Raw genomic sequence first — 26786 nt, 5'->3', positions numbered from 1 at the left:
GCTTCAGACGTCCTCGGGATTGTCGACATACACCAGTCCGGCCTTCGTCAGCGCCTCGCGCATGCCGTACATGTCGAGACCGAGCTCGCCGGAGGCAAGCCGCTTGCGCTTGCCGCCCTCCTCCGCGTTGCGCTTCCTCGCCCTCTCGGCCACCTCGGCCGCGTAGCGCTTCGGCACCACCACCACGCCGTCGTCATCGGCCACGACGATGTCGCCGGGATCGACATTGACGCCGGCGCAGACCACGGGAACGTTGACCGAGCCGAGCGTGGCCTTCACCGTGCCCTTGGCGGAGACCGCGCGCGACCACACTGGAAAGCGCATCTCGTGCAGCGCTTTGACGTCGCGACAGCCGGCGTCGATGATCAATCCCTGGACGCCCCGCGCCTGCAGCGACGTCGCAAGCAGCTCGCCGAACATGCCGTCGGTGTTGTCGGTGGTGCAGCCGACGACGAGGACGTCGCCCTTCCTGCATTGCTCGACCGCGACATGGATCATCCAGTTGTCGCCGGGCTGCGCCAGCACCGTCACCGCCGGTCCGGCGATCGACGCACCCGCCCAGACCGGACGCAAGTAAGGCTTCATCAGCCCGATGCGGCCATAGGCCTCGTGCACGGTTGAGACACCGTATTCTGCCATCCCGGCGGGATCGGCGCGCTTGATGTTGCAAACGACGACCGGCTTCATGCCAATTCCTCGGCGACGGTCGGAAACAAGCGCTGATAGGCCTCGCCATAGGTCATGGGCACCCCGGTGTTGCGGCTGCCCTGGATGCCGCGGTTGAGCGCGACGCGCTCGTAATAGCCCCATAGATGCTTCTGCGCGGCGAGGATCTGGAACGCCTCGTACTTCTCCTTCCAGACCTCGTCGATCTTGAGGAGGAGGTCCGGCTTGTAGTTGCACTGCTCCGGCTGATGCGGCTCGAAAAGGAACACCGGCGGCGCGGAATATTTGTACTGCGCCCCGGGCTTGTGGCCCATCGCCTGCGCGACCACGCGCGTCTCCTGCGCGAAATGCGCCGCATTCGGATGGTCGAAATTATAGGGATCTTCCAGCGCGTGCGTCAGCACGAAGCTCGGATTGAGCTCGCGGTAGATGTCGACCATGCGGTCGAAATGCGCCTCGGTGAGCTTGAGCGGATAATCACCGCAGTCGAAGAACTCGATCTCGGCACCCAACAGCTTTGCGGCCCGCTCCGCCTCGTCCTTGCGGCCGGCCTTGACCGATTCAAGCGTCGCGCCTTTCTCCTTCCAGGCGAACTGGCTCTCGCCGCGCTCGCCGAACGACAGGCAGACGATCTTCATGCGATAGCCCTTCTTCGCATGCAGCGCGATGGCGCCGCCGGCGCGCCAGACGAAGTCGCCGGGATGCGCGGTGACGACGAGACCTGTCTTCATGGAACGAACTCCCTTCTTTCGTTTGTAGGCATCATATTGATCGGAGCCCTTTCATTGGTCGAAGCCAAACAGGCGCGCGGGATTGTCGACCAGAATCTTCTGCTGAAACTTCGGCTCCGGCGCGAACAGCGGGATCAGATCTACGAGGTCGCCGTCATTCGGCATCACCTTGACGTTGGGATGCGGCCAGTCCGTGCCCCAGATGACGCGATCCGGCGCGGTCTCGACGATCTTTCGCGCGAACGGCACCGCATCCGTGAACGGCGGACCGGCCGAGGACACCCGCTCCGAGCCGCAGATCTTGACCCAGCACTTCTCATCGCGCTGCATCAGCTCGATCAGGATCCTGAACGGCAGCTGATCGAGCCCGTCGGCAGCCTTCACCCGCCCCATATGGTCGATGGTGTAGCTCAGCGGCAACTTTGTCAGCATGTCGGCATATTCCGGCAGGTCGATCGCATCGAAGTGCAGATCGATGTGCCAGCCGAGCGGCGTGACCATCGCGACGATGCGGTCGAACACACGTCTGTCGGGCACGCCGCCGAGATGGCGAACGAAATTGAAGCGGCAGCCGCGGAAGCCGCCGTCATGCAGCACGCGGAGCCCGCGTTCGGTCATGGTGTCGTCGATATTGGCGACGGCACGGTAGGCGCCGCTGCTCTGCGCGATGGCATCCAGCGCGACCGTGTTGTCGGTGCCGTGTACGCTGGCATTGACGATGACGGCGCGCTCGACGCCGAGCTTGGCGTGCAGCGCGCGAAAATCCTCCAGCGGCGCGTCAGGCGGCGTGTAGGAGCGATCCGGCGCGTAAGGATATTTCGCGCCGGGCCCGAAGATGTGGCAATGCGCATCGCAGGACAGCTTCGGCAGCTTGAACTTCGGCGTGCGCGTGTTTGGATCGGGCGGCGGAATGGTCGGCGTGTACATCATCGTCGTCAGGTGAGCCCGCCGAAGCGAGACCGCTTGTTTCAAGACTTGCTGCTGATGACCGGCCGCCGCCGCGCCGGCGCAGCTTGATCGAGCGCGGGTGCCTGCAATGCGGCGACCGTGGCCTGCACCAATTGCTCGATGGCGCCCGCAGCATCGCTGCCGTCGGCCTCGCCGCGCGACAAGCGCGAAACGCGCTCCGGCGTCACCAGCGAATAATAGAGCGCACCGAGCAGAAAGTGGCTGCGCCAGACGATGTCCGTACGCGGAATGTGCGGCAGGCTCTCGTGGATCGCGTCGATGAAGGCGTGGCTGGTGTCGTCGAAGGTCTGCGCGATGATTTTTCGCGCGACCTCGTTGCCCTCCGCCGACATCACCGCGCGAAGCCGCGTGAAGCGCGCCCCGCCGCCAGCGAGATCGCTGCCCGAGGTGAAGGCCGGCACCACATAGGCGCGCACGATCGCCTCCAGTCGGTCCTGGAGATCGCGCACACGCCTAGCAGCGGCAAGCAACTCGGAACGGCGCAGGTTCATCGGCCCGCAATGGCGCCGGTAGATCTCCAGCAGCAACCCGTCCTTGGTCTTGAAATGATAGGTCACGCTACCCGGATTGGCCCCGGCGGCATGCGCGATATCTCGCACCGAGACGGCATTGAAGCCGTTGGTGGCGAACAGCTCCTCGGCCGCGGCGAGGATCGCCTCGCGCATGTTCGGCTTGCGGGCTGTTTCCCTGCTGGTGGGCTTGCGTATCATGTGATTTGTACTATCGTACAAAAGATCAGGTCTCGTCAACAAAAACGATGGCAGGGTTCAGTCGGCCTGGAAAGAGCGCCGCTGGAACGCGAACACCGCCTATGGAGTGCTGGGAATATGTTGGATTTGAACAAGAAGATCGGCCGCCTGCTGCTGGGCGCCACATTGCTGCTGGCAGCGGGCGCAGCTCAAGCCGACAACTATCCGAGCAAGCCGGTCCACATCCTAGTGCCCTATGCAGCGGGCGGAGCAGTCGACGTGCTCGCGCGCACGCTGGGCCAGGCGCTGGCGAAGACCTGGGGGCAGCAGCCCGTGATCGACAATCGTCCCGGCGCGGGCGGCATCGTCGCCTCGCAAACGCTGACCAAGTCCGCGCCTGACGGTTACACGCTGATCCTGGTCGCGAGCGGCCATCCGCTCAACCAGTTCATCTATCCAAGCGTACCTTACGACACCTTCAAGGATTTCACCGCGATCACCGAAGTCGCCTCGTCCCCGCTCGCGATCGTGGTGGCCAAGGACAGCCCTTACAAGACGTTCGGCGATCTCCTTGCCGCCGCCAGGAAGGAGCCGGACAAGCTCTCCTACGGCATGTCGGGCAACGGCACCTCGGCGCATCTTGCGGGCGAGCTGCTGAAATACATGTCCGGCACCAAGATCGTCGCGATCCCCTACAAGGGCGGCGCACCGGCGCTGACAGCCGTGATCGCCGGCGAGATCCCGCTCAGCATCAATCCCCTTGCCGAAGCGATCGGCCAGCTCGAGGGCGGCCCGGTGCGCGCGCTGGCGGTGACCTCCGCCGAACGCTCGAAGGCGCTGCCGGATGTTCCGACCATCGCCGAGGCCGGCGTGCCCGGCTACGACGTCTCGGTCTGGTGGGGCGTTCTTGGACCGGCAAAAATGCCGCCGGAGATCGTGTCCAAGCTCGAAGCCGATCTGAAGGCCGCGCTGCAGGATCCCGGCGTGCTATCGACGCTCAGCAAGATCGGCGCGGCGCCGGTCGGCTCCTCCGCCAAGGAGTTCGACGCCTACATGCACGCCGAGGCGACCAAATGGGAGCCGGTGCTGAAGGCCGCCAACATCCGCGCGCAGTGAGGCTCTGCACGCTTCCAGGTGCATCGCGCGCACCGCCCTGCTTGCATCTTAAGTCATTGCTTCGCTTGCTGCGCCCGCCCGCGCTGACGGCGAAGCAAGGCTCCTGGCGGCGGACAGCAGGCCGGCTTGACCAAGGCAGAACGCGAATAGGTCGCATTCGCTAGATGCTCCACCAGTAGCTGGAAATGTCAGATGACATCCGGCCAGCTTGCCCGCGGTTGCTGTAAATCAACGCAACAACATGGACAAAGCGTCATTTGTCTTCGCCATGCTGCACGAGCACGATCGCAGGATGAAGGAGATGACGAATGAGCAAGCCCGCAATGCTGACTCTGCATCGCTGGATCACCCTGGTTTTCGCGCTGCCCCTGCTTGTCATCATCGTCACCGGCTTGATCCTGTCGTTCGAGCCCATGGTGCAAGTCAGTCGCACCGGCGGTCCGGCGATCGAGTCTTCTCGCGTCATCGGACTGATGAGGCGGTACGATCCCGACAACAAGGCGCGCGGCCTCTCGTTCGATGCATCCCTCCAGCGGATGACGCTGCAAGGCGCAGGCGTGCCGGCGATCGACCTCGCGACCGGCGAAGCTGCTATCAGCGGCTCCGCCCTCTCCGATCTCTTCCTTTGGGCACGCGTCACGCACGAGCGGTTGCTTGGCCAGGGCTGGCTGGTGACGACGTCGACCGTTGCCCTGGTCGTCATCATGCTGCTGGGCATTCTCATGGGACTGCCGCGGCTGCGCAACACGCTCTCCGGATGGCACAAGGGCACCGCATGGTTCGCGCTGCCGCTGATCCTGCTGAGTCCTTTGACGGGCCTGTGCATGGCCTTTGGGCTGACACTGCAGGGCGGAGCCGCTCCGGCGGACGGCAGACGTCCCGTTGGCCTGCCGGAGGCGGTTCGCATGGTCGCAGACCAGCACGACCTCTCGCATGTGATCTCGATCGGTACGCGCGGCGGTCGCGTGATGGCGCGACTCAACGAGGACGGAGAACTGCGCGCTTACGCCGTCAATTCGAGCGGGGTCGCGCCGTTGCCGCGCAACTGGCCACGGCTGATCCATGAGGGAAACTGGTCGGCCCTGATCGCTTCGCCTCTCAACGTCATCACCTCGATCGCCCTTCTGACGCTGCTGTCGACGGGGCTCCTGATCTGGGCCCGGCGGAAGCTGCGCAAGCCGAGCCGGCGCGCGGATCGGCGGGCCGACGCAGCCGTGGTCGGCGCCGGCTGATGGCGGAGTCAATTGCGCCCGCTTGCCCGCATCATCTCCGGCGGCGTGACGCGCCGCACGAAATCAGCATCATCGTCGCCAGACGGGATCAGGATCGCGCGTTCGCGCGGCAGCGCCTCCGGCATCTCGTCCCGGATGAAGGCCACCAGCTTCTCCCTGATCTCGCAGCGGAGGTCCCAGGACTGCGGTGCATTCCTGGCGCTGACCAGCGCCCGAAGCTCGATGGTGCGCGCGTCGGCATCGATCACCTGGAGATTGACCACCTCGCCGTCCCACAGCTTTGACTGCTTTACCGCCTGCTCCAGCCACTTCCTGATGCGTTGGACGTCGGCACGATAGTCGACATGAAGCGCGATCACGCCGATGAGGGATGCGGTGTCGCGCGTCCAGTTCTGGAACGGTTTTTCGATGAAATAGGACAGCGGCACCACCATGCGGCGCCAGTCCCACAGCCGGATCACGACGTAAGTCGAGGCGATGTCCTCGACCCAGCCCCATTCGTTCTCGATGATCACGGCGTCCTCGATGCGGATCGGCTGGGTGATCGCGATCTGCAGGCCCGCGATCAGATTGCTCAGCAGCGGCCGGGCGGCGAGACCGACGATGATACCGGCCGCGCCCGCGGAGGCGAACAGGCTGACGCCGTATTGCCGGACCGAATCGAACGTCATCAGCGCGGCAGAGATCGTGATGACGACGATGATGGTATCGGTGACGCGCTTGAACACGCGCACTTGCGTGACGTGCTTGCGTGCGACGAAATTCTCGGTGACGTCGCGAAAGTTCTGGAGATAGCGTGCAGCACTCATGTCGACGATCCGGATCGAGATCCAGCCGATCAGCGCGATGAAGGCCACGACGAACAGCCGCATCAGCGGCGTGCGGATCGCGTCGTCCAGCGGCGCGAGCGGCAGCACCAGTGCGACGGCGGCGAGACAGAGAGCGAGTTGGGCGGGGCCCGCGGTCCGATCGATGAACACGCTCAGAAGGGGAAAGCGGGTGCCGAATGCGCGGCCAAGCAGCCATATGGCGACCCGATAGACCAGCAAGGCGAGCAGGATCGCGCCGGCAACGAGGCTGAGGCCAATGAACCATTGGGGTATCCAGCCGAACATCCTCTCGATGTCGGCCATGAGGGCCTGCCAATTCATTGCTGTCCCCGTCATTGCATGCGCACCAGCGCGCTCAACGCCTTCCCGGCCGGCTTGGCTCCCCCGTTCAGTGCAACGCAGCATCCCGCTGATGCAACCGTCGCCGAATTGCGCTAGATTGAACCGCATGACTCGACGAACCGGCAGCGCCGATCTCCCTCTTCACACCGGACGGGTTCCGCCGTGGCTGGCAAGTCGCATGTCGTCGCTGGGAGCGATCGTCACCCAGGCGATCGTGCATCATTACGGCCGCGATGCGTTCCTCCAACGGCTGTCGCATCCGTTCTGGTTCCAGTCGTTCGGCGCCGTGATGGGCATGGACTGGCACTCTTCCGGCATCACCACCTCCGTGATCGGCGCGCTGAAGCGCGGGCTCGGACCGCTTCAGGACGAGCTCGGAATTTATGTCTGTGGCGGCCGAGGTCAGCATTCGCGCAAGACGCCGGACGAGTTGTTGCAACTCGGCGACCGCGTCGGATTCGACGGCGCAAAGCTGACGCGCGCCAGCCGCCTGGTGGCCAAGGTCGACAGCGCCGCGGTCCAGGACGGTTTCGACCTCTACCTGCACGGCTTCTTCGTGACGGCCGACGGCAAATGGACGGTGGTGCAGCAGGGCATGAACGGCGACAAGCGGCAGGCGCGACGCTATCACTGGCATTCCGAGGCGCTGAAGAGCTTTGTCGATGCGCCGCACAGCGCAATCGACGGGCCGCAGCAGGGGGAGATCGTCAATCTCACCGATCATCGCGCCGACATTTCTCGGACGGCGCAGCTCGAACTACTCTGCGATCTCGGCCCCGATCGCATCGTCTCCGAATTCGAACGGCTCATCGGGACCGAGTCCACGCCGGCGCAAGGCACGCTGCCGCATCTGATCATGCCCTCCCATCACGACGTCCGTCCCAAGGACGTATTCGCGCGCCGCCTGCACGGTACGCTGGCCGCCGCAGCCGAGCGGGGCCCGGTCGATTTCCCGGAGCTGCTGCTGACGCCGGGCGTCGGCGCGCGCACCGTGCGTTCGCTCGCGATGGTCGCCGAGGTCGTGCACGGCGCACCCTATCGCTTCAGGGATCCCGCGCGTTTCTCGCTCGCCCATGGCGGCAAGGACCGACATCCCTACCCCGTTCCGATCAAGGTTTATGACGAGACCATCCGGGTGCTGAAGGGCGCGATCCAGAACGCGAAGCTCGGACGCGAGGAAGAGATGCATGCGATCAAGCGTCTGGACGACCAGGCGCGGCGGCTGGAGCGGACCGCGCGCGGCCCTTCGGTTGAGGCTTTCATTGCCACCGAGCGCGCGGCCTCCCCGGATCTCGATGGCCGTTCGGTGTTCGGCTGGGAGCGCGATCTTGCGCCCACGAGAAAGCGGACCGGCTGAACACCGGTCCGCAAGTTGGCGGGAGGAACAATCTCAGGTCTCGTCAGCCTCCGGCGTCCCGTCGAGCCGGTTCGCGGCGTGGTCCTGATATTGTTCAGTCTGAATGGACTTTCCGTCCATGCCACGAATGTCCGAATGCTGCTTCTTGTCACGGTTGGACAGCACCATGTTGTCGCCGATCATATCCTTGGGTACGTCGGTCAGTCCGCCGGTGCCGTCGCCCTTGCCATGCATGCCCGATCTGAAATGCGTCTTGCTGCCATGTCCACCTGGCATTTGTCTCTCCTCTTGCAGTGACCTTCCAAAGACTTAGTGCTTCTGTTGCGCCGGCATCGGTTTCGGTTTGTGCCCGCTCTGACCGGGATCGTTGTGCTTGTCGTGATCGCTTTCCCGGCGGCTTCTTAATCCTCCAATGGCGCCTTGGCATTCTCATGCGATGCGCCTGGTCCGCCCTGGCGGATGCTGTTCGGGGTCTCGGCGGATGTCGAATGGAATGTCGCTCTCCTCAACGACCCTGCTGGTAGCCTTGATTGGTCGTGTTCTGCTTGATGTTGCCCTGCTGTCCCTGCTGGTCCGGATTCTCAGCACGTTGCTGGCCGTGTGGCGCCTGATCGGCGGACGGTTGCTTGCTGTCGCCAGTTCCCTTGCGGCTCTGATTGTCCGGCGGAACAGGTGGCATCTTGCTGGTCATGATCTTGTCTCCCGTTAAGACGTCGATCTGCGACAGGCACGGCCAAGAATTCGTAGCCGCGCGTCCAGGAGACAACAGGTCCAGCGGCACACCGTTCCTGACTGATCGCGCGCGGCAAAGATTTTCCGAAGGGACGCGGATCTCAACTCGCCGCGGTGAGGGAACGCCCAAGGCGCGCTCCCGCGCGCTCCGATGTTCCACGGCTCTCAGCCGTGACAGGAAGGTTCGCGATCGCGCGCAAGCCCGGCCGCCTGCGCCAATGGACCTCGGCGGGATCGACGGCAAGACCGAGTTTCGGCCATCGCACGAACAGCGCTTCCAGCGCGCAGGCCGCCTCGATGCGCGCAAGCTGATGGCCGAGGCAAAAATGGATTCCTGTTCCAAAGGAGACGTGTCGATTGGGCTTCCGCTCGAGATCGAGATTCTCGGGACGATCGTGCACCGAGGGATCCATGTTCGCGGCGGCGAGCATCACCATGACGCGATCGCCCTTCTTCAAGCGCACGCCTCCGACCTCGACGTCGCGGCGCACATAGCGAGGCTTGGAGAATTGCACCGGCGACACGAAGCGCAGGAACTCCTCAACCGCAAGCCCGACGCGGCTCCAGTCCTGTTCCAGCCAGTCACGCAAGCCGGGATTCCTGAAAAGCTCATACACCGAACCGCTAATGAGATGAGTGGTCGTCTCGGATCCCGCCGCGAGCAGCAGAAACACCATCGAAACCATCTCGTCCGGCGTGATCTGACCGCCTTCGCGCTCGACCTGGATCAGCTCGGCAATCAGGCCCTCGCCGCCCTTGACGCGCGCGATCTGCAACTGTTGCCTGAGGTAGACTCGCATCTTGCGGAACGCGAACAGCAAGCGGAAGAAGCTGACGACATTCGTCAGCGAGGACATTTCGTTGGCCCAGGCGATGAACTTCGGGCGATCGGCCGGCGGCAGGCCCAGGAGTTCCGAGATCACCGCGAGCGGCAGGATGCGCGCATAGCGCTGGACGAGATCGGCCGGGCTTCCCGCTGCGAACAGCTCGTCCGCAAGCGTGTCGGCGATGGCACGGATGCGCGGCTCCATCGCAACGATCGCGCGGCGGCGAAACGCTTCGTCCACGATGCTGCGCAGCCGCGTGTGATCCGGCTCGTCCATCGTCAGCATGTTGTTGGCGATGGTCCTGACGTATCTCGGCATCCACCAGCGCAGACCCGCGACGTCGCCGTCCTCCTTGCGCAGCGTGAAGGTCGTGCCGTCCTTCAGCACCTGTGCTGTCGCATCATGGGTCGTGGTGATCCAGACATCGCCGACGATTGGGAATCGCGTCGCAACCACCGGGCCGGACATGCGCAACGTCGCGATGGCCTTGGGCGGATCGCGAAAGAAGGCCTCGTTGGTGAAATCGAGGCGTGCTGTCATGGGATCACCGGAGCGATTGGTAGCGTATCACCGAGATGGTGCACGGCGCGGCCGGCGCAAGGGGCGCCTTGTCATCGACCGCACACGTGGGGGAGATGCCCCTATCCGCGCCCGGGCGAACGCTGGCCGGTCTTGCGCTGCTGGGTGTAGGCGTCCCAATGGCTCCAGCTGCCATTGCTGAGGCTCTGCAGGTCGGTTGCGAGCGGACGGCGCGTGCGCTTGTCGTGATCGGCGATCGCGCGCTCCGACTGTGCGATCTTACGCTTGAGTTCCGCGATCGACTTTGGGGTCTGGCCGTCCCGCTTCGATGAGGCGATCTCGCCCATCGTGAAGCGCGCGGTCTCCAGCGCCTTCAACTCAGCGCGGTTCTTCTTCAACTGAACCCGGTGCCAGGCGATGTTGCTGTCGCTGTCCGCAACCATGTGGGAACTCCGCTGATTCGCTCCCACAGTGTATCAAGCGCCGAATCGGCGCCGCAACGGGCCCCACACGGCGAAAATACGGTCTTATTGCGCAGGAATTCCGGGATTACCGCTCAGCGAAGGCCTTTTCGACCACGAACTGCGCCGGCTCGCCGTGATTGCCCTCGGCGAAGCCGCGTTCGCCCAGGAGGACGCGGGTATCCGCGACCAGCGCCGGGCTGCCGCAGATCATGACGCGGTCATGCGCGGCTTCGAGCACCGGCAGGCCGATATCGGTGAACAGCTTGCCTGACGTGATGAGGTCGGTGATGCGGCCACGGTTGCGGAAGGGATCGCGGGTCACGGTCGGGTAGTAGATCAGCTGATTGCGAATGTACTCGCCGAGCAGCTCGTCCTTGGGCAGATGCTCGGTGATCATCTCGCCATAGGCGAGCTCCTTCACGTGCCGGCAACCGTGCAGCAGCACGACCTTCTCGAACCGCTCATAGGTCTCGGGGTCCTTGATCACGCTCAGGAAAGGCGCGAGGCCCGTGCCGGTGCCGATGAGGTAGAGGTTGCGTCCCGCTTCCAGATTGTCGATCACCAGCGTGCCGGTGGCCTTGCGGCTGACGATGATCTCGTCGCCTTCCTTCAAATGCTGGAGGCGCGAGGTCAGCGGGCCGTCCGGGACCTTGATCGAGAAGAACTCCAGCGTGTCCTCGTAATTGGCACTGGCGACGCTGTAGGCCCGCAGCAGCGGCTTCTCGCCGACCTTGAGCCCGATCATGGTGAATTCGCCGTTGCGGAAGCGGAAGGTCGGGCTGCGGGTGGTCTTGAACGAGAACAGCGTGTCGGTCCAGTGGTGGACGCTCAAAACGCTTTCCTGATTGAAATTGCTCATCTCACCCTTCCGTGTCGCTGGCTCGCGGTCCCGAGGCGGTCAGCAATGCGTCGTTTGTACACGATCATTCGTATACTAATGAATAATCCTGCTTGATCCCGCGGTCAAGGCTGCCCAAGATCGAAAGCGTTGCAGTTAGGAATAAGGAGCCCCTTCCATGGCGCATGACGCACCCCAGGCCACCGGACCATCCAAGCTCGTGATCCGGAACATCGGCCTGATCCTGTCCGGCGCTTTGGAAAAGCCGATCCTGGACGGCGACACCATCGTCGCCGAGAACGGCAAGATCACCGCAATCGGCCGCTTCAAGGACTGCAACGTCGAAGGCGCGACCACCATCGTCGATGCCCAGGGCACCACGGTGGCGCCGGGCCTGATCGACAGTCACGTCCACCCCGTCGCCGGCGACTGGACGCCGCGCCAGAACCAGATCAACTGGATCGACAGCTACCTCCATGGCGGCGTCACCACCATGATCTCCGCCGGCGAGGTTCACATGCCCGGCCGGCCCCGCGACGTCGTCGGCCTGAAGGCCATGGCCGTGTTCGCCCAGCGCGCATTCTGGACCTTGCGTCCCGGCGGCGTGAAGGTTCACGCCGGCGCGCCGGTGATCGAATGCGAGATGGTCGAGGAAGATTTCAAGGAGATGGCTGCCAACGGCGTCAAGCTGCTCGGCGAGGTCGGCCTCGGCGGCGTCAAGGACGGCCCGACAGCGCGGAAGATGGTCGGCTGGGCGCGCAAATACGGCATCCAGAGCACGATCCACACCGGTGGTCCCTCGATCCCCGGCTCCGGCCTGATCGACAAGGACGTGGTGCTGGAAGCCGACACCGACGTTGTCGGCCATATCAATGGCGGCCACACCGCCCTGCCCGATGACCAGATCCGTTGCATCTGCGAGGGCTGCAAGCGCGGGCTCGAGCTCGTGCACAACGGCAATGAGCGCTCGGCCTTGTTCACGCTGCGCACCGCGCGCGAGATGGGCGATCTGCATCGCGTCATCCTCGGCACCGATGCGCCCGCCGGCTCCGGTGTACAGCCACTCGGCATTCTGCGCATGGTCTCGATGCTGTCCTCGCTCGGCGATCTGCCGGCCGAACTCGCCTTCTGCCTTGCCACCGGCAACACTGCGCGGATGCGGCAGCTCGATTGCGGCCTGATCGAGGTCGGCCGTTCCGCCGACTTCGTCATCATGGACAAGGCCCAGCACTCGCCCGGCAAGAACATCCTGGAGAGCGTCCAGCTCGGCGACCTCCCCGGCATCGGCATGACCATCATCGACGGCATCGTGCGGACGCAACGCAGCCGCAACACGCCGCCGGCGGGAAAGGTGCCGGAGGTGGTGGCGAAGTAGGATTGGACGAAAGCCAGACCCGTCATTCTGAGGTGCGAGCACGCGGCGCGATGGCGCCGTGTGCGAGCCTCGAAGGATGAACGGCCAAGATGCAGCCGGGCCGTCGCCCTTTGAGGGCCGCTGAAGAAGCGGCCACCTCAGGGTGACGGTGAGAGAGCAGAATTCACCGCTCCTGTAGGGTGGGCAAAGCGAAGCGTGCCCACCATTCTTTCTCCAGCCGCAGAAATGGTGGGCACGGCGCTCGCGCGCCTTTGCCCACCCTACGAGACCGACATCACCGCAGCTTGTTCAATAGCGCCATCAGCGTCTCACGCTCTTTCGCGTCGAGCGGTGCCAGCGTCTCGCGCGTGATCGCCAGCGCATTGGGCGCCAGCTTCTCCGCAAGCTGCTGACCCGCGCGCGTCAGGCTGACCAGGAGCCGCCGCCCGTCATCGGGATCCTGGCTGGTCTCGGTCAGGCCGCGCGCGGTGAGACGATCGATCACGCCCTTGATCGTGGCGACGTCCATCGCCGTCAGCCGCCCGAGCTGGTTCTGCGAGCGCGGCCCGGTCTCGGCCAGTTTCGACAATGCCGCCCATTGTGTCGGCGTCAAATTGGTACCTATGTCGCGAGCGAAGATCGAGCTGTGGCGCTGCCAGACCTGGCGCAGGATGAAACCGACCTGCTCGTCGAGCACGTAAGGCGGCCTGTTAAACGCTTTGGCCGGTTTGACGTTCTTCTTCGCCGTCACGCTTCTCGCCATCCGTTCCCCGCTCTCACAACGACAGATGCGCGTCGCGGATATCAGGACGCGCGTCGAGCTCGGCCATGGTGCCACCGAAGCAGATCCGGCCGCGCTCGATGATGTAGGCGCGGTCGGAGATCAATCGCGCGAAATGCAGGTTCTGCTCGGAAACGACGATGCTGACGCCCTCCTTCTTCATGGTCAGGATGGCATCGACCATCTGCTCCACGATCTTCGGCGACAGGCCCTCCGAAGGCTCGTCGAGCAGCACCAGCGAGGGATTGCCCATCAGCGTGCGCGCGATGGTGAGCATCTGCTGCTCGCCGCCGCTCATGCGGCCGCCGGGACGGTTCTTCATCTCGCCCAGATTTGGAAACAGCGCGAACAGTTTCTCGCGCGTCCAGTGCGGCGCGTTCGGGCGCTTCGGCTGGCGGCCGACTTCGAGGTTTTCCTCGACTGTCAGGTCAGTGAAGATGCGCCGCTCCTCCGGAACGTAGCCGAGCCCCTCGCGCACGATCTCATGTGTCGGCTTCGCCGAGACGTCCTTGCCCTCGAATGTGATGCGGCCGGAGCGCTGCGCGACGAGGCCGACGATCGAGCGGAACGTCGTCGACTTGCCCGCGCCGTTGCGCCCAAGCAATGCCACCACCTCGCCCTCACCGACCTCGAAGCCGATGTCGAACAGGATATGGGCCGGACCGTAATGGCTGTTGAGGTCTTGCACCGTGAGCTTCATGCCGAGGTTCCCTCGCGGTGGCGGGCATCGTAGACGAGGCCCTCGCCGAGATAGACCGCCTGCACCTGCGGATTGCCGCGCACCTCCGCCGGCGAGCCCTCGGCGATCAACGTCCCGCGGTTGAGCACGATGATGCGGTCGGCATGCTCGAACACCACGTCCATGTCGTGCTCGGTGAAGAGCACGCCGATCGACTTCTCCCGCGCGATGCTCGCGGTCAGCCGCATCAGATCGACGCGCTCGCGCGGCGCCATGCCGGCAGTCGGCTCGTCCATCAACAGCAGCTTCGGCTGGTTGGCGAGCGCGACCGCAAGCTCGAGCCGCTTGAGATCCCCATAGGCGAGCTCGCCGCAGGGACGGTCCGCGTAGCCGCCCATGCCGACCAGCTCGAGCAGACGGCCGGCCTCGCCGCGGTCGAACTTCGGCGCCGAGCCCCAGAGGTTGTAGAGCTGCTTCCCATGCGAAATCAGCGCGACTTGGACGTTCTCACGCACGGTCATGGTGGCGAAGGTCGCGGTGATCTGGAACGTGCGCCCGACGCCGAGCCGCCAGACCTCACGCGGCTTCCTGCCCGTGATCTCTTCGCCGAGCAGGCGGACATGGCCGCTATCAGGCTTGTTCTGGCCGTTGAGCATGTCGAAGCAGGTGCTCTTGCCGGCGCCATTCGGGCCGATCAGCGCCAGGATCTCGCCCGCGTGCAGCGAGAACGAGACGCCGCGCACCGCATGGATGCCACCATAGGACTTGGTCAGGCCTTCAACCGCGAGAAGTGGGGGTATGGCGCTCATTCGGCAGACTCGATCGGCTTGGCAAGCAAGGGAGAGCCCGGCGGCGAAGACTTTCGCCGGCGCTGCGCCAGCATCTCGAGCATGCCGACGATGCCCTTCGGGAAGACGACGACGATCAGCATGATGAAGCCGCCGAGCACGAGCTTCGACAGATCGGTCTGGCTCACCAGCCAGATGTTCAAGGCCTTGTAGACGATGGCGCCGATCACCGCGCCGGACACCGTCTCGACACCGCCGAGCAGCACCATGACCAGCGCGTCGACCGACAGCGAGATGCCGAGATTGTCGGGGAACACGCTGCCCTTGAGGTAGGCGAACAGCGCGCCGCCGATGCCGGCGGTCGTGCCGGCGATCACGAAAGCGGTCCACTGGATCCGCTTGGCATCGATGCCGATCGCTTCGCTGCGAAGAAGCGAGTCGCGCGTTGCACGGAGCGCGTAACCGAACGGCGAGAACACCATGGCCCGCAACGCGATGGTCACCAGCGCCGCGACGCCGAGCGCAAGCCAGTAGAAATGCGACGGGCTCGCCGCCCAGCTCGACGGCCAGAGACCGAGAATGCCGTTGTCGCCGCCGGTCACGCTCACCCATTGGAACGCGATCGACCACACGATCTGCGCGAAGGCGAGCGTCAGCATCGCGAAATAGACGCCGGAGAGCTGCACCGCGAAGAAGCCGAACACGGCGGCGCCCATGCAGCCGAGCAGCGGGCCGAGCAACAGACACACGATCATCGGCAGCCCCGCCATCTTGGCGAGGAAGGCGATGCCATAGGCGCCGAGCCCGAAATAGGCGGCATGGCCGAAGGACGCGAGGCCGCCGACCGACATCAGGAAGTGCAGGCTGACAGCGAAGATCACGAAGATCGCGATCTCCGAGCCCACGGTGAGCAGATAATTGCCCGCGAACAGCGGCAGCATCGCTGCGACGACGAGCGCAGCAACCGCCGCCAGCCGTTCGTTCGACGTCAACGGCCGCCAGGGATTGACGGTGAGGCCAGGCGTCTTGCGCGCGGCCGCCTCCGGCTTGCCGAACAGGCCCCAGGGCCGCACGATCAGCACCACCGCCATCACCAGGAAGACCAGAATGATGGAGATCTTCGGGAAGATCAGGATGCCGAAGGCATTCAGCTCCGAGACCAGCACGGCAGCGACGAAGGCACCGACGATGCTGCCGAGGCCGCCAATCACGACCACGACAAACACCTCGACGATGATGCGCAGATCCATGGCGTGATGCACGGCATCGCGCGGGATCTGAAGCGCGCCGCCGAGGGCTGCGAGGAAGACGCCGACCGCGAACACCGATGTGAACAGCCATTTCTGGTTGACGCCGAGCGCCGCGACCATGTCGCGGTCCTGCGTCGCGGCGCGCACCAAGACGCCCCATCGCGTGCGCTGGAACAGCAGCCAGAGAATGCCGAGCACGACGGGTCCCAGCACGATCAGAAACAGATCATAGCTCGGAATGTTCTGGCCGAAGAAATCGATGGCGCCCCTGAAGCCCGGCGCGCGGCGGCCGACGAGATCGTCGGGCCCCCAGATCAGGACCACGAGGTCCTCGACCATCAAGGTCAGGCCGAAGGTCGCGAGCAACTGGAACAATTCGGGCGCGTGATAGATGCGACGGAGCAGCACCATCTCGACGATGACGCCGATCAACGCCACCGCCAGTGCGGCCAGCACGATGCTGCCCCAGAAGCCGAAGGCGCCCGAAAGCCGCTCGGTGAGCGTGAAGGCGATGTACGCGCCGATCATGTAGAAGGCGCCATGCGCGAAATTCACGATCCGCGTCACGCCGAAGATGATCGACAGGCCCGAGGCCACCAGGAACAGCGACGCTGCGCTGGCGAGACCGGTCAGAAACTGTACGACGTAAAAGGCCATCGGCGGTCCGGGTTGGTTGGATCTCAGTGCTGGGCTTCATCCTTCGAGACGGCGCTCCGCGCCTCCTCAGGATGAGGTCCGGGACCCTCATGTTGAGGAGCGCGGCGACGCCGCGCGTCTCGAACCATGGAGGCCCCGGTCTCTCTTGCATCAATCTTTCGGGCGCAGCTTCGCGACTTCGGCGTCGCTCGGCAGATAGTCCGCGCCCTTCTTGTAAGACGAGTCCACCATCACGCCCTTGCCATCCTTCAGCGCGGTCTTGCCGACAAAGGCGCCGAGCGTCGACTGGTGGTCGATCTTGCGGAACGTGATCTCGCCGAACGGCGACGGCATGGACAGCCCTTCCGCCGCGGCAATCAGCTTCTCCGGATCGGTCGAGCCGGCCTTCGCGAGAATGGCGGCGGCCGACTTGATGGTCTGGTAGCCGACGATCGAGCCGAGACGCGGATAGTCGTTGTACTTGGCCTGATAGGCCTTGAGGAACGCGTCGTGCTCGGGCGTCTTGATCGAGTACCAGGGATAGCCGGTGACGATCCAGCCCTCCGGCGTCTCGTCCTTGAGCGGATCGAGATATTCGGGCTCGCCCGTGAGGAACGAGACGACCTCGCGCCCCTTGAACAGGCCGCGGGTGTTGCCTTCGCGCACGAGCTTCACGAGGTCGGCGCCGAAGGTGACGTTGAGGATCGCTTCGGGATTGGCGGCGGCCACCGCCTGCACCACGGGACCTGCGTCGATCTTGCCCTGCGGCGGCCACTGTTCGTCGACCCACTGGATGTCGGGACGCTTCTCCGACATCAGCTTCTTGAACACGGCGACCGCCGACTGGCCGTATTCGTAGTTCGGCGCGATCGTGGCCCAGCGCTTGGCCGGCAGCTTCGCAGCCGCCTCGACCAGCATCGCCGCCTGCATGTAGTTGGAGGGACGCAGGCGGAAGGTGTACTTGTTGCCCTTGGACCAGGTGATGGCGTCCGTCAGCGGCTCGGCCGCGAGGAAGAACACCTTCTTCTGGTTGGCGAAGTCGCTGACCGCGAGGCCGATGTTGGACAGGAAGGTGCCTGCGAGCATCGCAACGCCTTCGCTCGAGACGAGCTCGTTGGCCGCGGTCTGCGCGTCGGCCGGCTTGCCGCCATCATCCTTGGAAATGACGACAAGCTTCTTGCCGTTGATGCCGCCTGCCGCATTGATCTCCTCGACCGCAAGCTGCCAGCCCTTGCGATAGGGCTCGGTGAACGCCGGCAGCAGCGAGTAGCTGTTGATCTCGCCGATCTTGATGTCCTGCGCCAGGGCCGAATGAGCCATGCCGCTCGCCAGAAGCGCGAAGGCCGCGCCGACGATAGTATTTCTTGCTCGCATCCCAACCTCCAGTTTGAAATCTACTTCTTGAGCATGATCTCATCGGAAAACCGGTTTCCACTTTTCCGGATCATGCTCTATCTCAGACCGTCTTCGCCCTTGATCTCCGCGACCGTCAGCCCGCCGACGCGCGGCAGCGGACGGCCGCTGTCGGTGACGGCGACCGCGACCATGATCTCGTTGGCGCGCGGCGCGTCGTTGATCTGCACTTCCATGCCGTCGAAGTGACTGCGCACGAAGGCAGCATCCTTGTGCCCGAGCGGAATGTCCAGCGTCGTGCCCGGGCCGCTACGCTTCTTCGAAGAAGGGATCAGAGCGGCGCCCTTGCCCAGCACTTTACGCACCGGCGCGCCCATCTTGGGGTGGAGGATGGCGGCGGCATGCTCCAACTCGCCGTTCTCGCCGACGGCGGCGGCCTTGCCATAGCTCTGCGCCTTGGCGCCATCGATGCCGAGCGCGGCCACCGCACGCTTCGACAAGAGCTCGCCCAGTTCCTCGCCGATCGCGATCAGCGGCGACAAATCCTCGACGTATTTTCCGGCAAACGGATTCTCGATGACGGCAATCGCAGCCGCGCGCCGGGTCGGCGGCGAGACCTGCCGGCCCATCTCCATTTGCGTCTCTTCGACGACTGTGACGATCTTGCGGATGATCGCGCTCATGATTGCGTCCTCAAGCTCTTCCCTGTTCAGGCATGAACCGCGTTCTCCAGCGTGAGCGGGCGCGCTTCTTGCCGTTCAATATCTTTCGGTCCGATGACAAGCATATCACCACAAAGCTGCAACACGGCACCCTCGATCAGTCGACGATCGAATAAATGCCGTGCACATTCCGCGCCAGATTCGAGCGCGGCGGCGATCTCATCGTGAGACAGTTCGCCGACATCGCGGGTGACGAGGCGCGCGCCCAGATCGCTGTCGGGTTGAAGCTCGTTCGCGGGTCTGCGGATGATGGCGGGATGCCCAGGCAGATCGACGGCATTGGCGATGATCGTCGCTGCCGCGTCGGCTCGCGATGCGGTCGCCGCCAGCACCGTCACCGCGTCGGCGATGCCGAGCGAAAAGCTGCGGCCGTGGCGTCCGCTGGTCGCGACGCCGCGCACCGGGTCATCTGCATCGATCCTCATCGTCCGCATCACGCCGTTGCGGTCGGGCCGATCCATCAGGCCGACCGAAAAATGCGTGCCTTCAGCGAGATGAAGCGCGATGTCGCCACCATTGTTGACGTAAGCCCGGTCAAGCGCCGCAGCGCGCAGCATCGCGTCCAGAATCTCCTCGGCCACGCTGCCGGCAACAGCCGCCATCGGCGTGATGAAGCAATCGGCAGCATAGGGCGCGACAGCGGCATGCATACGACGCGCGACGGCGCCGGTCAGCGAAGTTCTCGTCGCAGCATCCGCACGCAGTTCAGTCAATTCCGCGCATAGCTCGTCGAGAAGCCCGGTGAACCGGCGCGCCGCAGCCTCATAGGCCGCGCGCACCTCGTCCGCACGCCCCCTCGCCTCCACGATCAGATCAATCGGTCCATCCTGCAAATGCAGCCGCCGGCCATCAGACAGCAATGCGATTTGCGGGCGCCTCGTCATGTCCGGCGCCCCGGAATCGGGTGATGCCAGGGCAACTGGCGGACATCGTCGCCGTTCTGCACCTCGGAGAGCGGCTTCACATAATCCATGTGGCCGCCGAGCGCGGCGTAGTCGGACAGCTTCATCGTGAACTCGATCGGCGCGACCAGCGCCGGCGTCGGCACATAACCGAACGCGCCTGACGGCATCTGCGTCACGTCGACCATGTAGGTGATGCCGCCACCGGGCCAGACATAGACCGGCGCGCCGCCGCTGGTGACGCGCGTCAGCGCATCCTTCACCGAACGCGTCAGTCGCACCGGATTGTCGGTGACACCGGCACGCAGCGAGCCGCCGGCGCCGGCCATGAACAGCACGGTGCACAGCGCGGGCTCGCAGTTTTCCTGGATCCGCTCGACCGAGAATCTCAACTCGGCCGGCATCTCGGTCTCGATCGGCTTCAAGGCTTCGTCGAGCACGTAGTACGACGAATGCTCGCCCGTGGTGGAGACCATCAGCATGGTCAGGCCGGGCTTCGCTTCCTTGGCATCGAACGGCCCGAGGATCGACAAGGGATCGGAAATGTTGGTGCCGCCCCAGCCCGTGCCGGGATCGGCGACCTGGAAATAGCGGCCGGGCGTCGAGCGCCGGCCCTTCATCTTGATGCCGGTGTCGGCGATGTCGAGAAGCTTGCCGGCCTGATGCTCCGAGAGCACACCGGTGATGTGGTCGTCGACCACGACGACCTCATCGACCTTGCCGTGCCATTGCTTGGCGAACATGCCGATCGTCGCCGAGCCGCAGCCGACGCGCATGCGCTCTTCCTTCATGCCGTTGACGATCGGCGGCTGGCCGGCCTGCACCACCACGGTGGCGCCACCGTCAATGGTCAGCTCGACCGCCTTGCAATTGGCGAGATCCATCAGCGTGTCGCAGGTGACGCGGCCTTCCTTCTTGGAACCACCGGTGAGATGATGCACGCCGCCGAGCGACAGCATCTGCGAGCCATATTCGCTGGTCGTGACATGGCCAACCGCCTCGCCCTGCGCGCGGACGGTCGCGGCTTCAGGGCCGAGATAGCGATCGGTGTCGATCTTCACCTTGACGCCGCAATAGGAGAAGATGCCCTCGGTGACGACAGTCACCATGTCGACGCCGTCGACTTCCGCGGAAACGATGAACGGCGCCGGCTTGTAGTCGGGATAGGTCGTGCCCGCGCCGATCGCGGTCACGAAGGTCGAGGGTTCGTGGACGATCTTGCCGTCCCAGTCTTCGGTGCGGCTGAATGGGACCAGCTTGCCGCCATGCGAGACCGTGCGCTCCAGGATCACATGCGGATCGACACGGACGAGCTTGCCGTCGTGATTGGCGTAGCGGTCACAGGCACCCGCGGCGCCCGGCTTGATGTAGCACATCACCGGACAAGCATCGCAGCGGATCTTGTCAATGACGGCGCTCGTCGTTTCAATCACCATGTCGGAGCCGGCGGCCACTGCGGTTATCATTCGTACACGAACAATGTTGCGCGCGGTCCCCTGGCGCTGTCAAGCCGCGGTGCAACGCAAAAGATGCGGCTGCCGCATAAAACCTCATTTGCCTATCGGCTCTGTCCACAAAGAAGGCAACCACGCTGCAGTGCGGGATGCACCGCTTGCACGTTTGTGTACAAACGGTATCGTTCGCCACGGTAGAATTACGCGCGCTTGGGAACGAGGATGACGAAGACACCGATCCGCCTCACCGTGAACGGCAGGATCCACGAAGTCACGGCGGAGCGCCAGACGCCGCTGCTCTATGTGTTGCGCAACGAGCTCGCGCTCAATGGCCCAAAATATGGTTGCGGCCTCGGCGAATGCGGCACCTGTACTGTCCTGATCGACGGCGCGGCGGCACGCTCCTGTGTGATTCCGGTGAGCGGCTGCGCCGGCCGCGACATCGTGACGCTCGAAGGACTTGGCACCCGCGACAAGCCTGATGTGGTGCAACAGGCCTTCATCGACGAGCAGGCCGCACAATGCGGCTATTGCCTCAACGGCATGATCATGACCACCAAGGCGCTGCTCGCGATCAATCCGCGGCCGACCGAACAGGAGGCGCTGGCGGCGCTGCGCTACAATCTCTGCCGCTGCGGCACCCATGTCGAGATCCTGCGCGCGGTGATGCGCGCATCCGGCCAGCTCGCCGAGGCCGCGGACTGATGGCCTCCCCTGTTTCGAACGGAGCTGAGCGGCCATCGGGCTCGCTCGTCGTCGCCCGCACCGTGGACGAGGTCACATCCGAGACCTTCGTCCGCATCACCGCGGACGGGGCGGTCACGGCCTATAACGGCCATGTCGATCTCGGCACCGGCATCCGCACCGCCCTCGGCCAGATCGTCGCCGAAGAGCTCGACGTCTCCTTTGCGCGCGTCGTGGTCGTGCTCGGCGACACGTCGGTGGTGCCGAACCAGGGCGCGACGATCGCCAGCGAAACCATCCAGATCACCGCCGTGCCCCTGCGCAAGGCCGCGGCGCAGGCGAGGCACTTCCTGATTGCGCGCGCGGCCGAGCAACTGGAGCTGCCGGCCTCCGAGTTGCGGATCGAGGACGGCCTCGTGCGCGGGCACGACAATCGCAGCGTCAGCTATGGCGAGCTGATCGGCGGCGAAGAGATCCGGCTCGAGCTTGCCGGCGATGTCGCGGTCAAACCTGTCGGCGACTACGCGATCGTCGGCCAGTCGATGCCGCGCGTGGACCTGCTCGCCAAGGCCACGGGCGAGCTGACTTTCGTGCACGACATCCGCGTGCCCGGCATGCTGCACGGCCGCGTGGTGCGGCCGCCCTATGCCGGCGTCGATGCCGGACCGTTCGTCGGCACCAGCCTGCTCGATGTCGATGAATCTTCGGTGGGCGACATTCCCGGCCTCATAGCCGTGGTTCGCATCGGCGATTTTGTCGGCATTGTCGCCGAGCGCGAGGAGAATGCGATCCGCGCGGCAGAGCGGCTCGAGGTGAGCTGGAAGCCGACGCCAACCCTCACCGACCTTGCCGACGTCGAAACCGCGCTGCGCGCCAATCCATCGACGCCGCGCACGCTGATCGACAAGGGCGACGTCGACAAGGCGATATCGGGCGCTGCCAGGCCGATGCAGCGCACTTATGTCTGGCCATATCAGATGCACGCCTCGATCGGCCCGTCCTGTGCCGTCGCCGACTACAGGGACGGCAATATCCGCGTCTGGTCGGGCACGCAGAACCCGCACGTGCTGCGCGGCGATCTTGCGTTCCTGATCGAACGTCCCGAGAGCGAGATCGAGGTGATCCGGCTGGAAGCCGCCGGCTGCTACGGCCGCAACTGTGCCGACGACGTCACCGCCGACGCGCTGCTGCTGTCACGCGCGGTCGGCCGGCCCGTGCGCGTGCAATTGACACGCGAGCAGGAGCACGCCTGGGAACCCAAAGGCACCGCGCAGCTCATCGACGTCAACGGCGGGCTCGATGCCGACGGCGGCATTGCCGGTTACGATCTCGCAACGCGCTATCCCTCGAACGCCGCGCCGACTCTGGCGCTGCTGCTGACCGGCCGCATCTCGCCCGATCCGGCCGTGCTTCAGATGGGCGACCGCACAGCGATCCCGCCCTACGATTACGACCACATGCGTGTCGTCGCCCACGACATGCCGCCGATCGTACGCGCCTCCTGGTTCCGCGGCGTCTCGGCACTGCCGAACACCTTTGCGCATGAATCCTATATCGACGAGGCCGCGACCGAGGCCGGCGTCGATCCGATCGAATATCGGCTGCGCTATCTCAAGGACCAGCGCGCGATCGACCTGGTCAATGCAGTAGCCGAGCGTGCGGGGTGGACGCCGCGGCCGGTCCGTGAGGAGAAAGACGGCGAGGTCGTGCACGGGCGCGGCTTTGCCTACGCGCTTTATGTCCACAGCAAGTTTCCCGGCTATGGCGCGGCGTGGTCGGCCTGGGTCGCCGACGTCGCGGTGAACAAGACGACCGGCGATGTCAGCGTCACGCGCGTCGTCGCGGGCCAGGACTCCGGCCTGATGATCAATCCGGACGGCGTGCGCCACCAGATCCATGGCAACGTCATCCAGTCCACCAGCCGCGCGCTGATGGAGGAGGTTTCGTTCGAGCGCGGCGCGGTGGCGGCGCGGGAATGGGGCGCCTATCCCATCATCCCCTTCCCCGACGTGCCCAGGATCGACGTCCTGATGCTGCCGCGTCAGGATCAGCCGCCGCTCGGCGTCGGCGAATCCGCCTCGGTGCCGAGCGCGGCGGCGATCGCCAACGCGATCTTCGATGCCACCGGCGTGCGCTTTCGCGAGCCGCCGTTCACGCCTGAGCGCATCCTGAAAGGGCTGCACGGCGATGCACCGGCGACACCACAGGCCCTGCCCGCTCCCGCGGCGCCGCAGCCGGCCCGCATCTGGCAAAACCCGTTCGCAAAACGCGCCGGCGTCTTCGCGACCATTGCGGCTCTCTGCACAGCTGCAATCGGCGTCGGCGCGGCGCTGCTGCCCGGACGTGCGATTGCACCCATCGCGCGCCCCGACGCGTCAGTCTATTCCGCGGCGACGATCGCGCGCGGAGAGCTGCTCGCAGCGCTCGGCAATTGCGCGGAGTGCCACACCTCGGCCGGCGGCGCGCTCAACGCGGGCGGCCGCGCGCTTGAAACGCCGTTCGGCACGATCTACGCGACCAACATCACGTCCGACGTCGAGACCGGCATCGGCGCCTGGTCCTATCCCGCCTTCGAGCGCGCCATGCGTGACGGGCTGCACCGTGATGGGCGGCAGCTCTATCCCGCCTTTCCTTACACGCATTTCGCCAAGACCAGCGACGCCGACATGCAGGCCCTGTACGCTTACCTCATGGCCCAGCCTGCGGTGCGCGCGACGGCGCCGGACAACAAACTCGCCTTCCCGTTCAATCTTCGCCCGCTGCTCGCGGGCTGGAACGCGCTGTTCCACCAGACGCGCGAGTTCAAACCCGATCCTGCCAAGTCCGAGCTTTGGAATCGCGGCGCCTATCTGGTCGAGAGCCTCGGCCATTGCAGCGCCTGTCATTCGCCGCGCAACGCGCTCGGCGCCGAGCAGCGCGGAGCCTATCTCGCCGGCGGCTTTGCCGAGGGTTGGGAGGCACCGGCCCTGACCTCGCTCTCCCGCGCACCGATCCCGTGGAGCGAGGACGAGCTTTTCGCTTATCTGCGCACCGGCCATTCGCGCTATCACGGCGTCGCGGCCGGCCCGATGGCACCGATCGTCCGGGACCTCAAGGCCCTGCCCGACCAGGACATCCGTGCGATGGCGGTCTACCTCAACTCGTTCAACCACGCCGCGACCGACCGGCAGGCACAGGAAGCACTCGCCACCAGGCTTGAGAACGCGACACGGGTCACCGTCGCGTCCTCCACCGGCGCGCGCCTCTACCAGGGCGCCTGCGCCGTCTGCCACGAGGTCGGCGGCCTGCCGCTGTTCGGCACTCGCCCCTCGCTCGCGCTGAACAGCAACCTGCACAGCGCGACGGCGGACAATCTGGTCCAGGTGATCCTGCATGGGATCGCCGAACCGGTCACAAGCGATCTCGGCTTCATGCCCGCCTTCAAGAACAGCATGAGCGACACGCAGGTCGAGGAGCTCGTCACGTTCCTCCGTAGGCAGTTTGCACCTGACAAGCCGGCATGGACCAACCTGCGCGAGACGATCGCGCGCGTGCGGGCGCCAGCGCATTGACGATATGGCCGTCATTCCGGGGCCCGAGCGTAGCGAGGGAGCCCGGAATCCATAATCACGAAACGGAGTTATAGATTCCGGGCTCGCCGCTTCGCGTCGCCCCGGAATGACACCGCGTGAGTGGAACGTCAGAAGTGTAACACTAGAGAAGTGTAACACTAGCCGTGCTTCTTCACCTCCACCGGCGGCGTGCCATGGGTGTGGAACGACTCGATCGTCTTCAATCCCCAGGCCTGGCCCTTCTTGCGCTCCTCCTCGGTCCACACGATCGGCTTCCAATCCGGCGCGAGGATGAGGCGCGCGCCGGCATTGGCGACTTCGACGCGATTGCCGCCGGGCTCGTAAACATAGAGAAAGAAAGTCTGCTGGATCGCGTGCTTGTGGGGGCCGGTCTCGATGTGCACGCCGTTCTCCAGGAAGATGTCGGCAGCGCGCAGAATCTCCTCGCGGCTGTCGAGCGCATAGGTGACGTGGTGGAAGCGGCCCGGCACGCCGGAATGGTCGAGCGAATAGGCGAAGTCGTAGCTCTTGTTCGACATCGTCAGCCACATCGCAGCCTCGCGGCCGTCATTGAGCACGATCTGCTCGGTGAGACGGCAACCGAGATAAGTCTCGAAGAACTCGCGATTCGCCTTGATGTCGACGGCGAGGCAGTTGAGATGGTCGAGACGGCGGACATTGACGCCGCGGGCCGGAAAGCGCTGCGCCTGGTTCTTCAGCGCGGGCTTGAGTTCCGGCGGCGCCTGATACCATTCGGTCTCGTAATAGAGCTCGACGATGTGGCCGTCGGGATCGCGGCAGCGGAAGGTCGGCCCCTGCCCCATGTCGCCGTCGATCCAGCCGATGTCGAAGCCGGATCCTTTCAGCGCGGCAACGCGGCGCTCCAGCGCCTGCTGGCTGCGCGCGCGCAGCGCCATGTGACCCATGCCCGAGGTCTTCGACGCCGTGAGCTTGAGCGAATAGCGCTCGTAGTCGTCCCAGCCGCGCAGGTAGACCGACTCGCCTTGTCGTCCGCTGACGGTCATGCCCATGACATCGACGAAGAATTTCAGGCTCTCGTCGGGCTTCGGGGTCAACAGCTCCATGTGGCCAAGATGGGCGAGATCGAGGATTGGTTCGGGCTGCATGATTTCCTCCAGGGACGTCGCTACGATCCGCCTCACCGGACGGCGCGATTGAACGCGGGGCGCAACGACGCCCCGCAAGGCGCCGGTGGCAGCGAATTTATTTGTACTAATGTACAAATGATTAGGTCTCGTCAACAAATCAAGCTACCGCGCCCCCTGCAAATGACGGCCCGGCCGGGACCGGCGGGTCTTC

At 64.9% G+C, this 26786-nt stretch carries 25 protein-coding genes; 6 read left to right on the top strand and 19 right to left on the bottom strand.

Going from position 1 to position 26786, the window contains the following annotated elements:
• Nucleotides 1-3 precede the first annotated feature (3 nt).
• From ABIA42_RS10220 to ABIA42_RS10205, 4 genes are read right to left on the bottom strand one after another with little or no spacing between them, the layout of a single operon-like run.
• Nucleotides 4-687, bottom strand: a complete 684-nt coding sequence (locus ABIA42_RS10220) for a 4-carboxy-4-hydroxy-2-oxoadipate aldolase/oxaloacetate decarboxylase (RefSeq protein ID WP_370113846.1) — start codon at nt 685-687, stop codon at nt 4-6.
• Nucleotides 684-1397 (bottom strand): PIG-L deacetylase family protein, encoded by a 714-nt coding sequence (locus ABIA42_RS10215; protein WP_080138122.1) that lies wholly within the window; start codon nt 1395-1397, stop codon nt 684-686. Before ABIA42_RS10215 ends, ABIA42_RS10220 begins: the two co-directional genes overlap by 4 nt.
• 51 nt (nt 1398-1448) lie before the next feature.
• Nucleotides 1449-2327, bottom strand: coding sequence for an amidohydrolase (locus ABIA42_RS10210; RefSeq protein WP_370123561.1), 879 nt, complete (start codon nt 2325-2327; stop codon nt 1449-1451).
• A gap of 38 nt (nt 2328-2365) precedes the next feature.
• On the bottom strand, nt 2366-3076 hold the full coding sequence (locus tag ABIA42_RS10205; protein WP_370113848.1) for a TetR/AcrR family transcriptional regulator: 711 nt from the start codon (nt 3074-3076) through the stop codon (nt 2366-2368).
• 117 nt (nt 3077-3193) lie between these two features.
• On the opposite strand from ABIA42_RS10205, the gene ABIA42_RS10200 reads away from it, so the two are divergent.
• Both ABIA42_RS10200 and ABIA42_RS10195 read left to right on the top strand, forming a co-directional pair.
• A complete protein-coding gene (locus ABIA42_RS10200) occupies nt 3194-4171 on the top strand; it encodes a tripartite tricarboxylate transporter substrate binding protein (protein ID WP_370113850.1) in 978 nt (325 codons plus the stop codon).
• Between the two features lie 308 nt (nt 4172-4479).
• On the top strand, nt 4480-5403 hold the full coding sequence (locus ABIA42_RS10195) for a PepSY domain-containing protein (RefSeq protein ID WP_370113852.1): 924 nt from the start codon (nt 4480-4482) through the stop codon (nt 5401-5403).
• Nucleotides 5404-5411: 8 nt separating this feature from the next.
• Here ABIA42_RS10195 and ABIA42_RS10190 read toward each other — a convergent pair whose 3' ends face one another.
• On the bottom strand, nt 5412-6554 hold the full coding sequence (locus ABIA42_RS10190) for a mechanosensitive ion channel family protein (RefSeq protein ID WP_370113854.1): 1143 nt from the start codon (nt 6552-6554) through the stop codon (nt 5412-5414).
• Nucleotides 6555-6681: 127 nt separating this feature from the next.
• On the opposite strand from ABIA42_RS10190, the gene ABIA42_RS10185 reads away from it, so the two are divergent.
• Complete coding sequence (locus ABIA42_RS10185; RefSeq protein ID WP_370113856.1) at nt 6682-7932, top strand: DUF763 domain-containing protein; 1251 nt, start codon at nt 6682-6684, stop codon at nt 7930-7932.
• Between the two features lie 33 nt (nt 7933-7965).
• On the opposite strand, the gene ABIA42_RS10180 is transcribed toward ABIA42_RS10185, so the two are convergent.
• The 5 genes from ABIA42_RS10180 to ABIA42_RS10160 form a co-directional block, all read right to left on the bottom strand.
• Nucleotides 7966-8208: a hypothetical protein gene (locus ABIA42_RS10180; RefSeq protein ID WP_271529108.1), complete on the bottom strand. Its 243-nt coding sequence runs from the start codon at nt 8206-8208 to the stop codon at nt 7966-7968.
• Between the two features lie 229 nt (nt 8209-8437).
• Nucleotides 8438-8623 (bottom strand): hypothetical protein, encoded by a 186-nt coding sequence (locus tag ABIA42_RS10175; protein WP_271529109.1) that lies wholly within the window; start codon nt 8621-8623, stop codon nt 8438-8440.
• A gap of 142 nt (nt 8624-8765) precedes the next feature.
• Nucleotides 8766-10031 carry a cytochrome P450 gene (locus ABIA42_RS10170; protein WP_370113859.1) on the bottom strand — a complete coding sequence of 422 codons (1266 nt, stop codon included), beginning with the start codon at nt 10029-10031 and terminating at the stop codon, nt 8766-8768.
• Nucleotides 10032-10132: 101 nt separating this feature from the next.
• The gene (locus tag ABIA42_RS10165) at nt 10133-10453 is read right to left on the bottom strand and encodes a hypothetical protein (protein WP_028178542.1); all 321 of its coding nucleotides are present in this window, start codon (nt 10451-10453) and stop codon (nt 10133-10135) included.
• A 106-nt stretch (nt 10454-10559) separates the two neighbouring features.
• Nucleotides 10560-11333 carry a ferredoxin--NADP reductase gene (locus tag ABIA42_RS10160; RefSeq protein ID WP_271529111.1) on the bottom strand — a complete coding sequence of 258 codons (774 nt, stop codon included), beginning with the start codon at nt 11331-11333 and terminating at the stop codon, nt 10560-10562.
• A 157-nt stretch (nt 11334-11490) separates the two neighbouring features.
• On the opposite strand from ABIA42_RS10160, the gene ABIA42_RS10155 reads away from it, so the two are divergent.
• The gene (locus ABIA42_RS10155) at nt 11491-12687 is read left to right on the top strand and encodes an amidohydrolase family protein (protein ID WP_271529112.1); all 1197 of its coding nucleotides are present in this window, start codon (nt 11491-11493) and stop codon (nt 12685-12687) included.
• A 274-nt stretch (nt 12688-12961) separates the two neighbouring features.
• On the opposite strand, the gene ABIA42_RS10150 is transcribed toward ABIA42_RS10155, so the two are convergent.
• The 8 genes from ABIA42_RS10150 to ABIA42_RS10115 all read right to left on the bottom strand — a co-directional run bounded on the left by ABIA42_RS10150 (nt 12962) and on the right by ABIA42_RS10115 (nt 21213).
• The gene (locus ABIA42_RS10150) at nt 12962-13429 is read right to left on the bottom strand and encodes a MarR family winged helix-turn-helix transcriptional regulator (protein WP_370113862.1); all 468 of its coding nucleotides are present in this window, start codon (nt 13427-13429) and stop codon (nt 12962-12964) included.
• 13 nt (nt 13430-13442) lie between these two features.
• Nucleotides 13443-14147, bottom strand: a complete 705-nt coding sequence (locus ABIA42_RS10145) for an ABC transporter ATP-binding protein (RefSeq protein WP_028178546.1) — start codon at nt 14145-14147, stop codon at nt 13443-13445.
• Entirely contained in the window at nt 14144-14935 is a 792-nt protein-coding gene (locus ABIA42_RS10140) for an ABC transporter ATP-binding protein (RefSeq protein WP_370113864.1), read from the bottom strand. The genes ABIA42_RS10145 and ABIA42_RS10140 overlap by 4 nt, the downstream gene beginning before the upstream one ends.
• Nucleotides 14932-16821 carry an ABC transporter permease gene (locus ABIA42_RS10135; protein WP_370113866.1) on the bottom strand — a complete coding sequence of 630 codons (1890 nt, stop codon included), beginning with the start codon at nt 16819-16821 and terminating at the stop codon, nt 14932-14934. The genes ABIA42_RS10140 and ABIA42_RS10135 overlap by 4 nt, the downstream gene beginning before the upstream one ends.
• 150 nt (nt 16822-16971) lie before the next feature.
• The gene (locus tag ABIA42_RS10130; protein ID WP_271529116.1) at nt 16972-18174 is read right to left on the bottom strand and encodes an ABC transporter substrate-binding protein; all 1203 of its coding nucleotides are present in this window, start codon (nt 18172-18174) and stop codon (nt 16972-16974) included.
• A 77-nt stretch (nt 18175-18251) separates the two neighbouring features.
• Nucleotides 18252-18836: an amino acid synthesis family protein gene (locus tag ABIA42_RS10125; RefSeq protein WP_024338309.1), complete on the bottom strand. Its 585-nt coding sequence runs from the start codon at nt 18834-18836 to the stop codon at nt 18252-18254.
• Between the two features lie 26 nt (nt 18837-18862).
• Nucleotides 18863-19759 carry a UPF0280 family protein gene (locus tag ABIA42_RS10120; protein WP_271529117.1) on the bottom strand — a complete coding sequence of 299 codons (897 nt, stop codon included), beginning with the start codon at nt 19757-19759 and terminating at the stop codon, nt 18863-18865.
• Entirely contained in the window at nt 19756-21213 is a 1458-nt protein-coding gene (locus ABIA42_RS10115; RefSeq protein ID WP_370123564.1) for a 6-hydroxynicotinate reductase, read from the bottom strand. The genes ABIA42_RS10120 and ABIA42_RS10115 overlap by 4 nt, the downstream gene beginning before the upstream one ends.
• Before the next feature lie 240 nt (nt 21214-21453).
• Here ABIA42_RS10115 and ABIA42_RS10110 point away from each other — a divergent pair, with 240 nt between their 5' ends.
• Both ABIA42_RS10110 and ABIA42_RS10105 read left to right on the top strand, forming a co-directional pair.
• The gene (locus ABIA42_RS10110) at nt 21454-21936 is read left to right on the top strand and encodes a (2Fe-2S)-binding protein (RefSeq protein ID WP_370113869.1); all 483 of its coding nucleotides are present in this window, start codon (nt 21454-21456) and stop codon (nt 21934-21936) included.
• Nucleotides 21936-25466: a molybdopterin cofactor-binding domain-containing protein gene (locus ABIA42_RS10105; protein ID WP_370143764.1), complete on the top strand. Its 3531-nt coding sequence runs from the start codon at nt 21936-21938 to the stop codon at nt 25464-25466. Before ABIA42_RS10110 ends, ABIA42_RS10105 begins: the two co-directional genes overlap by 1 nt.
• Before the next feature lie 158 nt (nt 25467-25624).
• Here ABIA42_RS10105 and ABIA42_RS10100 read toward each other — a convergent pair whose 3' ends face one another.
• Complete coding sequence (locus ABIA42_RS10100; RefSeq protein ID WP_271529120.1) at nt 25625-26593, bottom strand: catechol 2,3-dioxygenase; 969 nt, start codon at nt 26591-26593, stop codon at nt 25625-25627.
• Nucleotides 26594-26786: the final 193 nt, after the last annotated feature.

Source organism: Bradyrhizobium sp. USDA 327, assembly GCF_041262065.1.
GTDB lineage: Bacteria > Pseudomonadota > Alphaproteobacteria > Rhizobiales > Xanthobacteraceae > Bradyrhizobium > Bradyrhizobium liaoningense.
Note: the sequence above shows the minus strand (reverse complement) of the source record. Positions and strands in the feature narration are given on the sequence as shown.

Bases quoted from the DNA above. Each gene is read 5' to 3' on its own strand.
- ABIA42_RS10165 (WP_028178542.1), bottom strand. From the start codon at position 10,453: ATGGTTGCGGACAGCGACAGCAACATCGCCTGGCACCGGGTTCAGTTG.
- ABIA42_RS10150 (WP_370113862.1), bottom strand. From the start codon at position 13,429: ATGGCGAGAAGCGTGACGGCGAAGAAGAACGTCAAACCGGCCAAAGCG.
- ABIA42_RS10135 (WP_370113866.1), bottom strand. From the start codon at position 16,821: ATGGCCTTTTACGTCGTACAGTTTCTGACCGGTCTCGCCAGCGCAGCG.
- ABIA42_RS10200 (WP_370113850.1), top strand. From the start codon at position 3,194: ATGTTGGATTTGAACAAGAAGATCGGCCGCCTGCTGCTGGGCGCCACA.
- ABIA42_RS10105 (WP_370143764.1), top strand. From the start codon at position 21,936: ATGGCCTCCCCTGTTTCGAACGGAGCTGAGCGGCCATCGGGCTCGCTC.
- ABIA42_RS10180 (WP_271529108.1), bottom strand. From the start codon at position 8,208: ATGCCAGGTGGACATGGCAGCAAGACGCATTTCAGATCGGGCATGCAT.
- ABIA42_RS10130 (WP_271529116.1), bottom strand. From the start codon at position 18,174: ATGCGAGCAAGAAATACTATCGTCGGCGCGGCCTTCGCGCTTCTGGCG.
- ABIA42_RS10140 (WP_370113864.1), bottom strand. From the start codon at position 14,935: ATGAGCGCCATACCCCCACTTCTCGCGGTTGAAGGCCTGACCAAGTCC.
- ABIA42_RS10170 (WP_370113859.1), bottom strand. From the start codon at position 10,031: ATGACAGCACGCCTCGATTTCACCAACGAGGCCTTCTTTCGCGATCCG.
- ABIA42_RS10215 (WP_080138122.1), bottom strand. From the start codon at position 1,397: ATGAAGACAGGTCTCGTCGTCACCGCGCATCCCGGCGACTTCGTCTGG.
- ABIA42_RS10110 (WP_370113869.1), top strand. From the start codon at position 21,454: ATGACGAAGACACCGATCCGCCTCACCGTGAACGGCAGGATCCACGAA.
- ABIA42_RS10190 (WP_370113854.1), bottom strand. From the start codon at position 6,554: ATGAATTGGCAGGCCCTCATGGCCGACATCGAGAGGATGTTCGGCTGG.
- ABIA42_RS10125 (WP_024338309.1), bottom strand. From the start codon at position 18,836: ATGAGCGCGATCATCCGCAAGATCGTCACAGTCGTCGAAGAGACGCAA.
- ABIA42_RS10210 (WP_370123561.1), bottom strand. From the start codon at position 2,327: ATGATGTACACGCCGACCATTCCGCCGCCCGATCCAAACACGCGCACG.
- ABIA42_RS10205 (WP_370113848.1), bottom strand. From the start codon at position 3,076: ATGATACGCAAGCCCACCAGCAGGGAAACAGCCCGCAAGCCGAACATG.
- ABIA42_RS10175 (WP_271529109.1), bottom strand. From the start codon at position 8,623: ATGACCAGCAAGATGCCACCTGTTCCGCCGGACAATCAGAGCCGCAAG.
- ABIA42_RS10185 (WP_370113856.1), top strand. From the start codon at position 6,682: ATGACTCGACGAACCGGCAGCGCCGATCTCCCTCTTCACACCGGACGG.
- ABIA42_RS10195 (WP_370113852.1), top strand. From the start codon at position 4,480: ATGAGCAAGCCCGCAATGCTGACTCTGCATCGCTGGATCACCCTGGTT.
- ABIA42_RS10100 (WP_271529120.1), bottom strand. From the start codon at position 26,593: ATGCAGCCCGAACCAATCCTCGATCTCGCCCATCTTGGCCACATGGAG.
- ABIA42_RS10120 (WP_271529117.1), bottom strand. From the start codon at position 19,759: ATGACGAGGCGCCCGCAAATCGCATTGCTGTCTGATGGCCGGCGGCTG.
- ABIA42_RS10155 (WP_271529112.1), top strand. From the start codon at position 11,491: ATGGCGCATGACGCACCCCAGGCCACCGGACCATCCAAGCTCGTGATC.
- ABIA42_RS10145 (WP_028178546.1), bottom strand. From the start codon at position 14,147: ATGAAGCTCACGGTGCAAGACCTCAACAGCCATTACGGTCCGGCCCAT.
- ABIA42_RS10220 (WP_370113846.1), bottom strand. From the start codon at position 687: ATGAAGCCGGTCGTCGTTTGCAACATCAAGCGCGCCGATCCCGCCGGG.
- ABIA42_RS10115 (WP_370123564.1), bottom strand. From the start codon at position 21,213: ATGGTGATTGAAACGACGAGCGCCGTCATTGACAAGATCCGCTGCGAT.
- ABIA42_RS10160 (WP_271529111.1), bottom strand. From the start codon at position 11,333: ATGAGCAATTTCAATCAGGAAAGCGTTTTGAGCGTCCACCACTGGACC.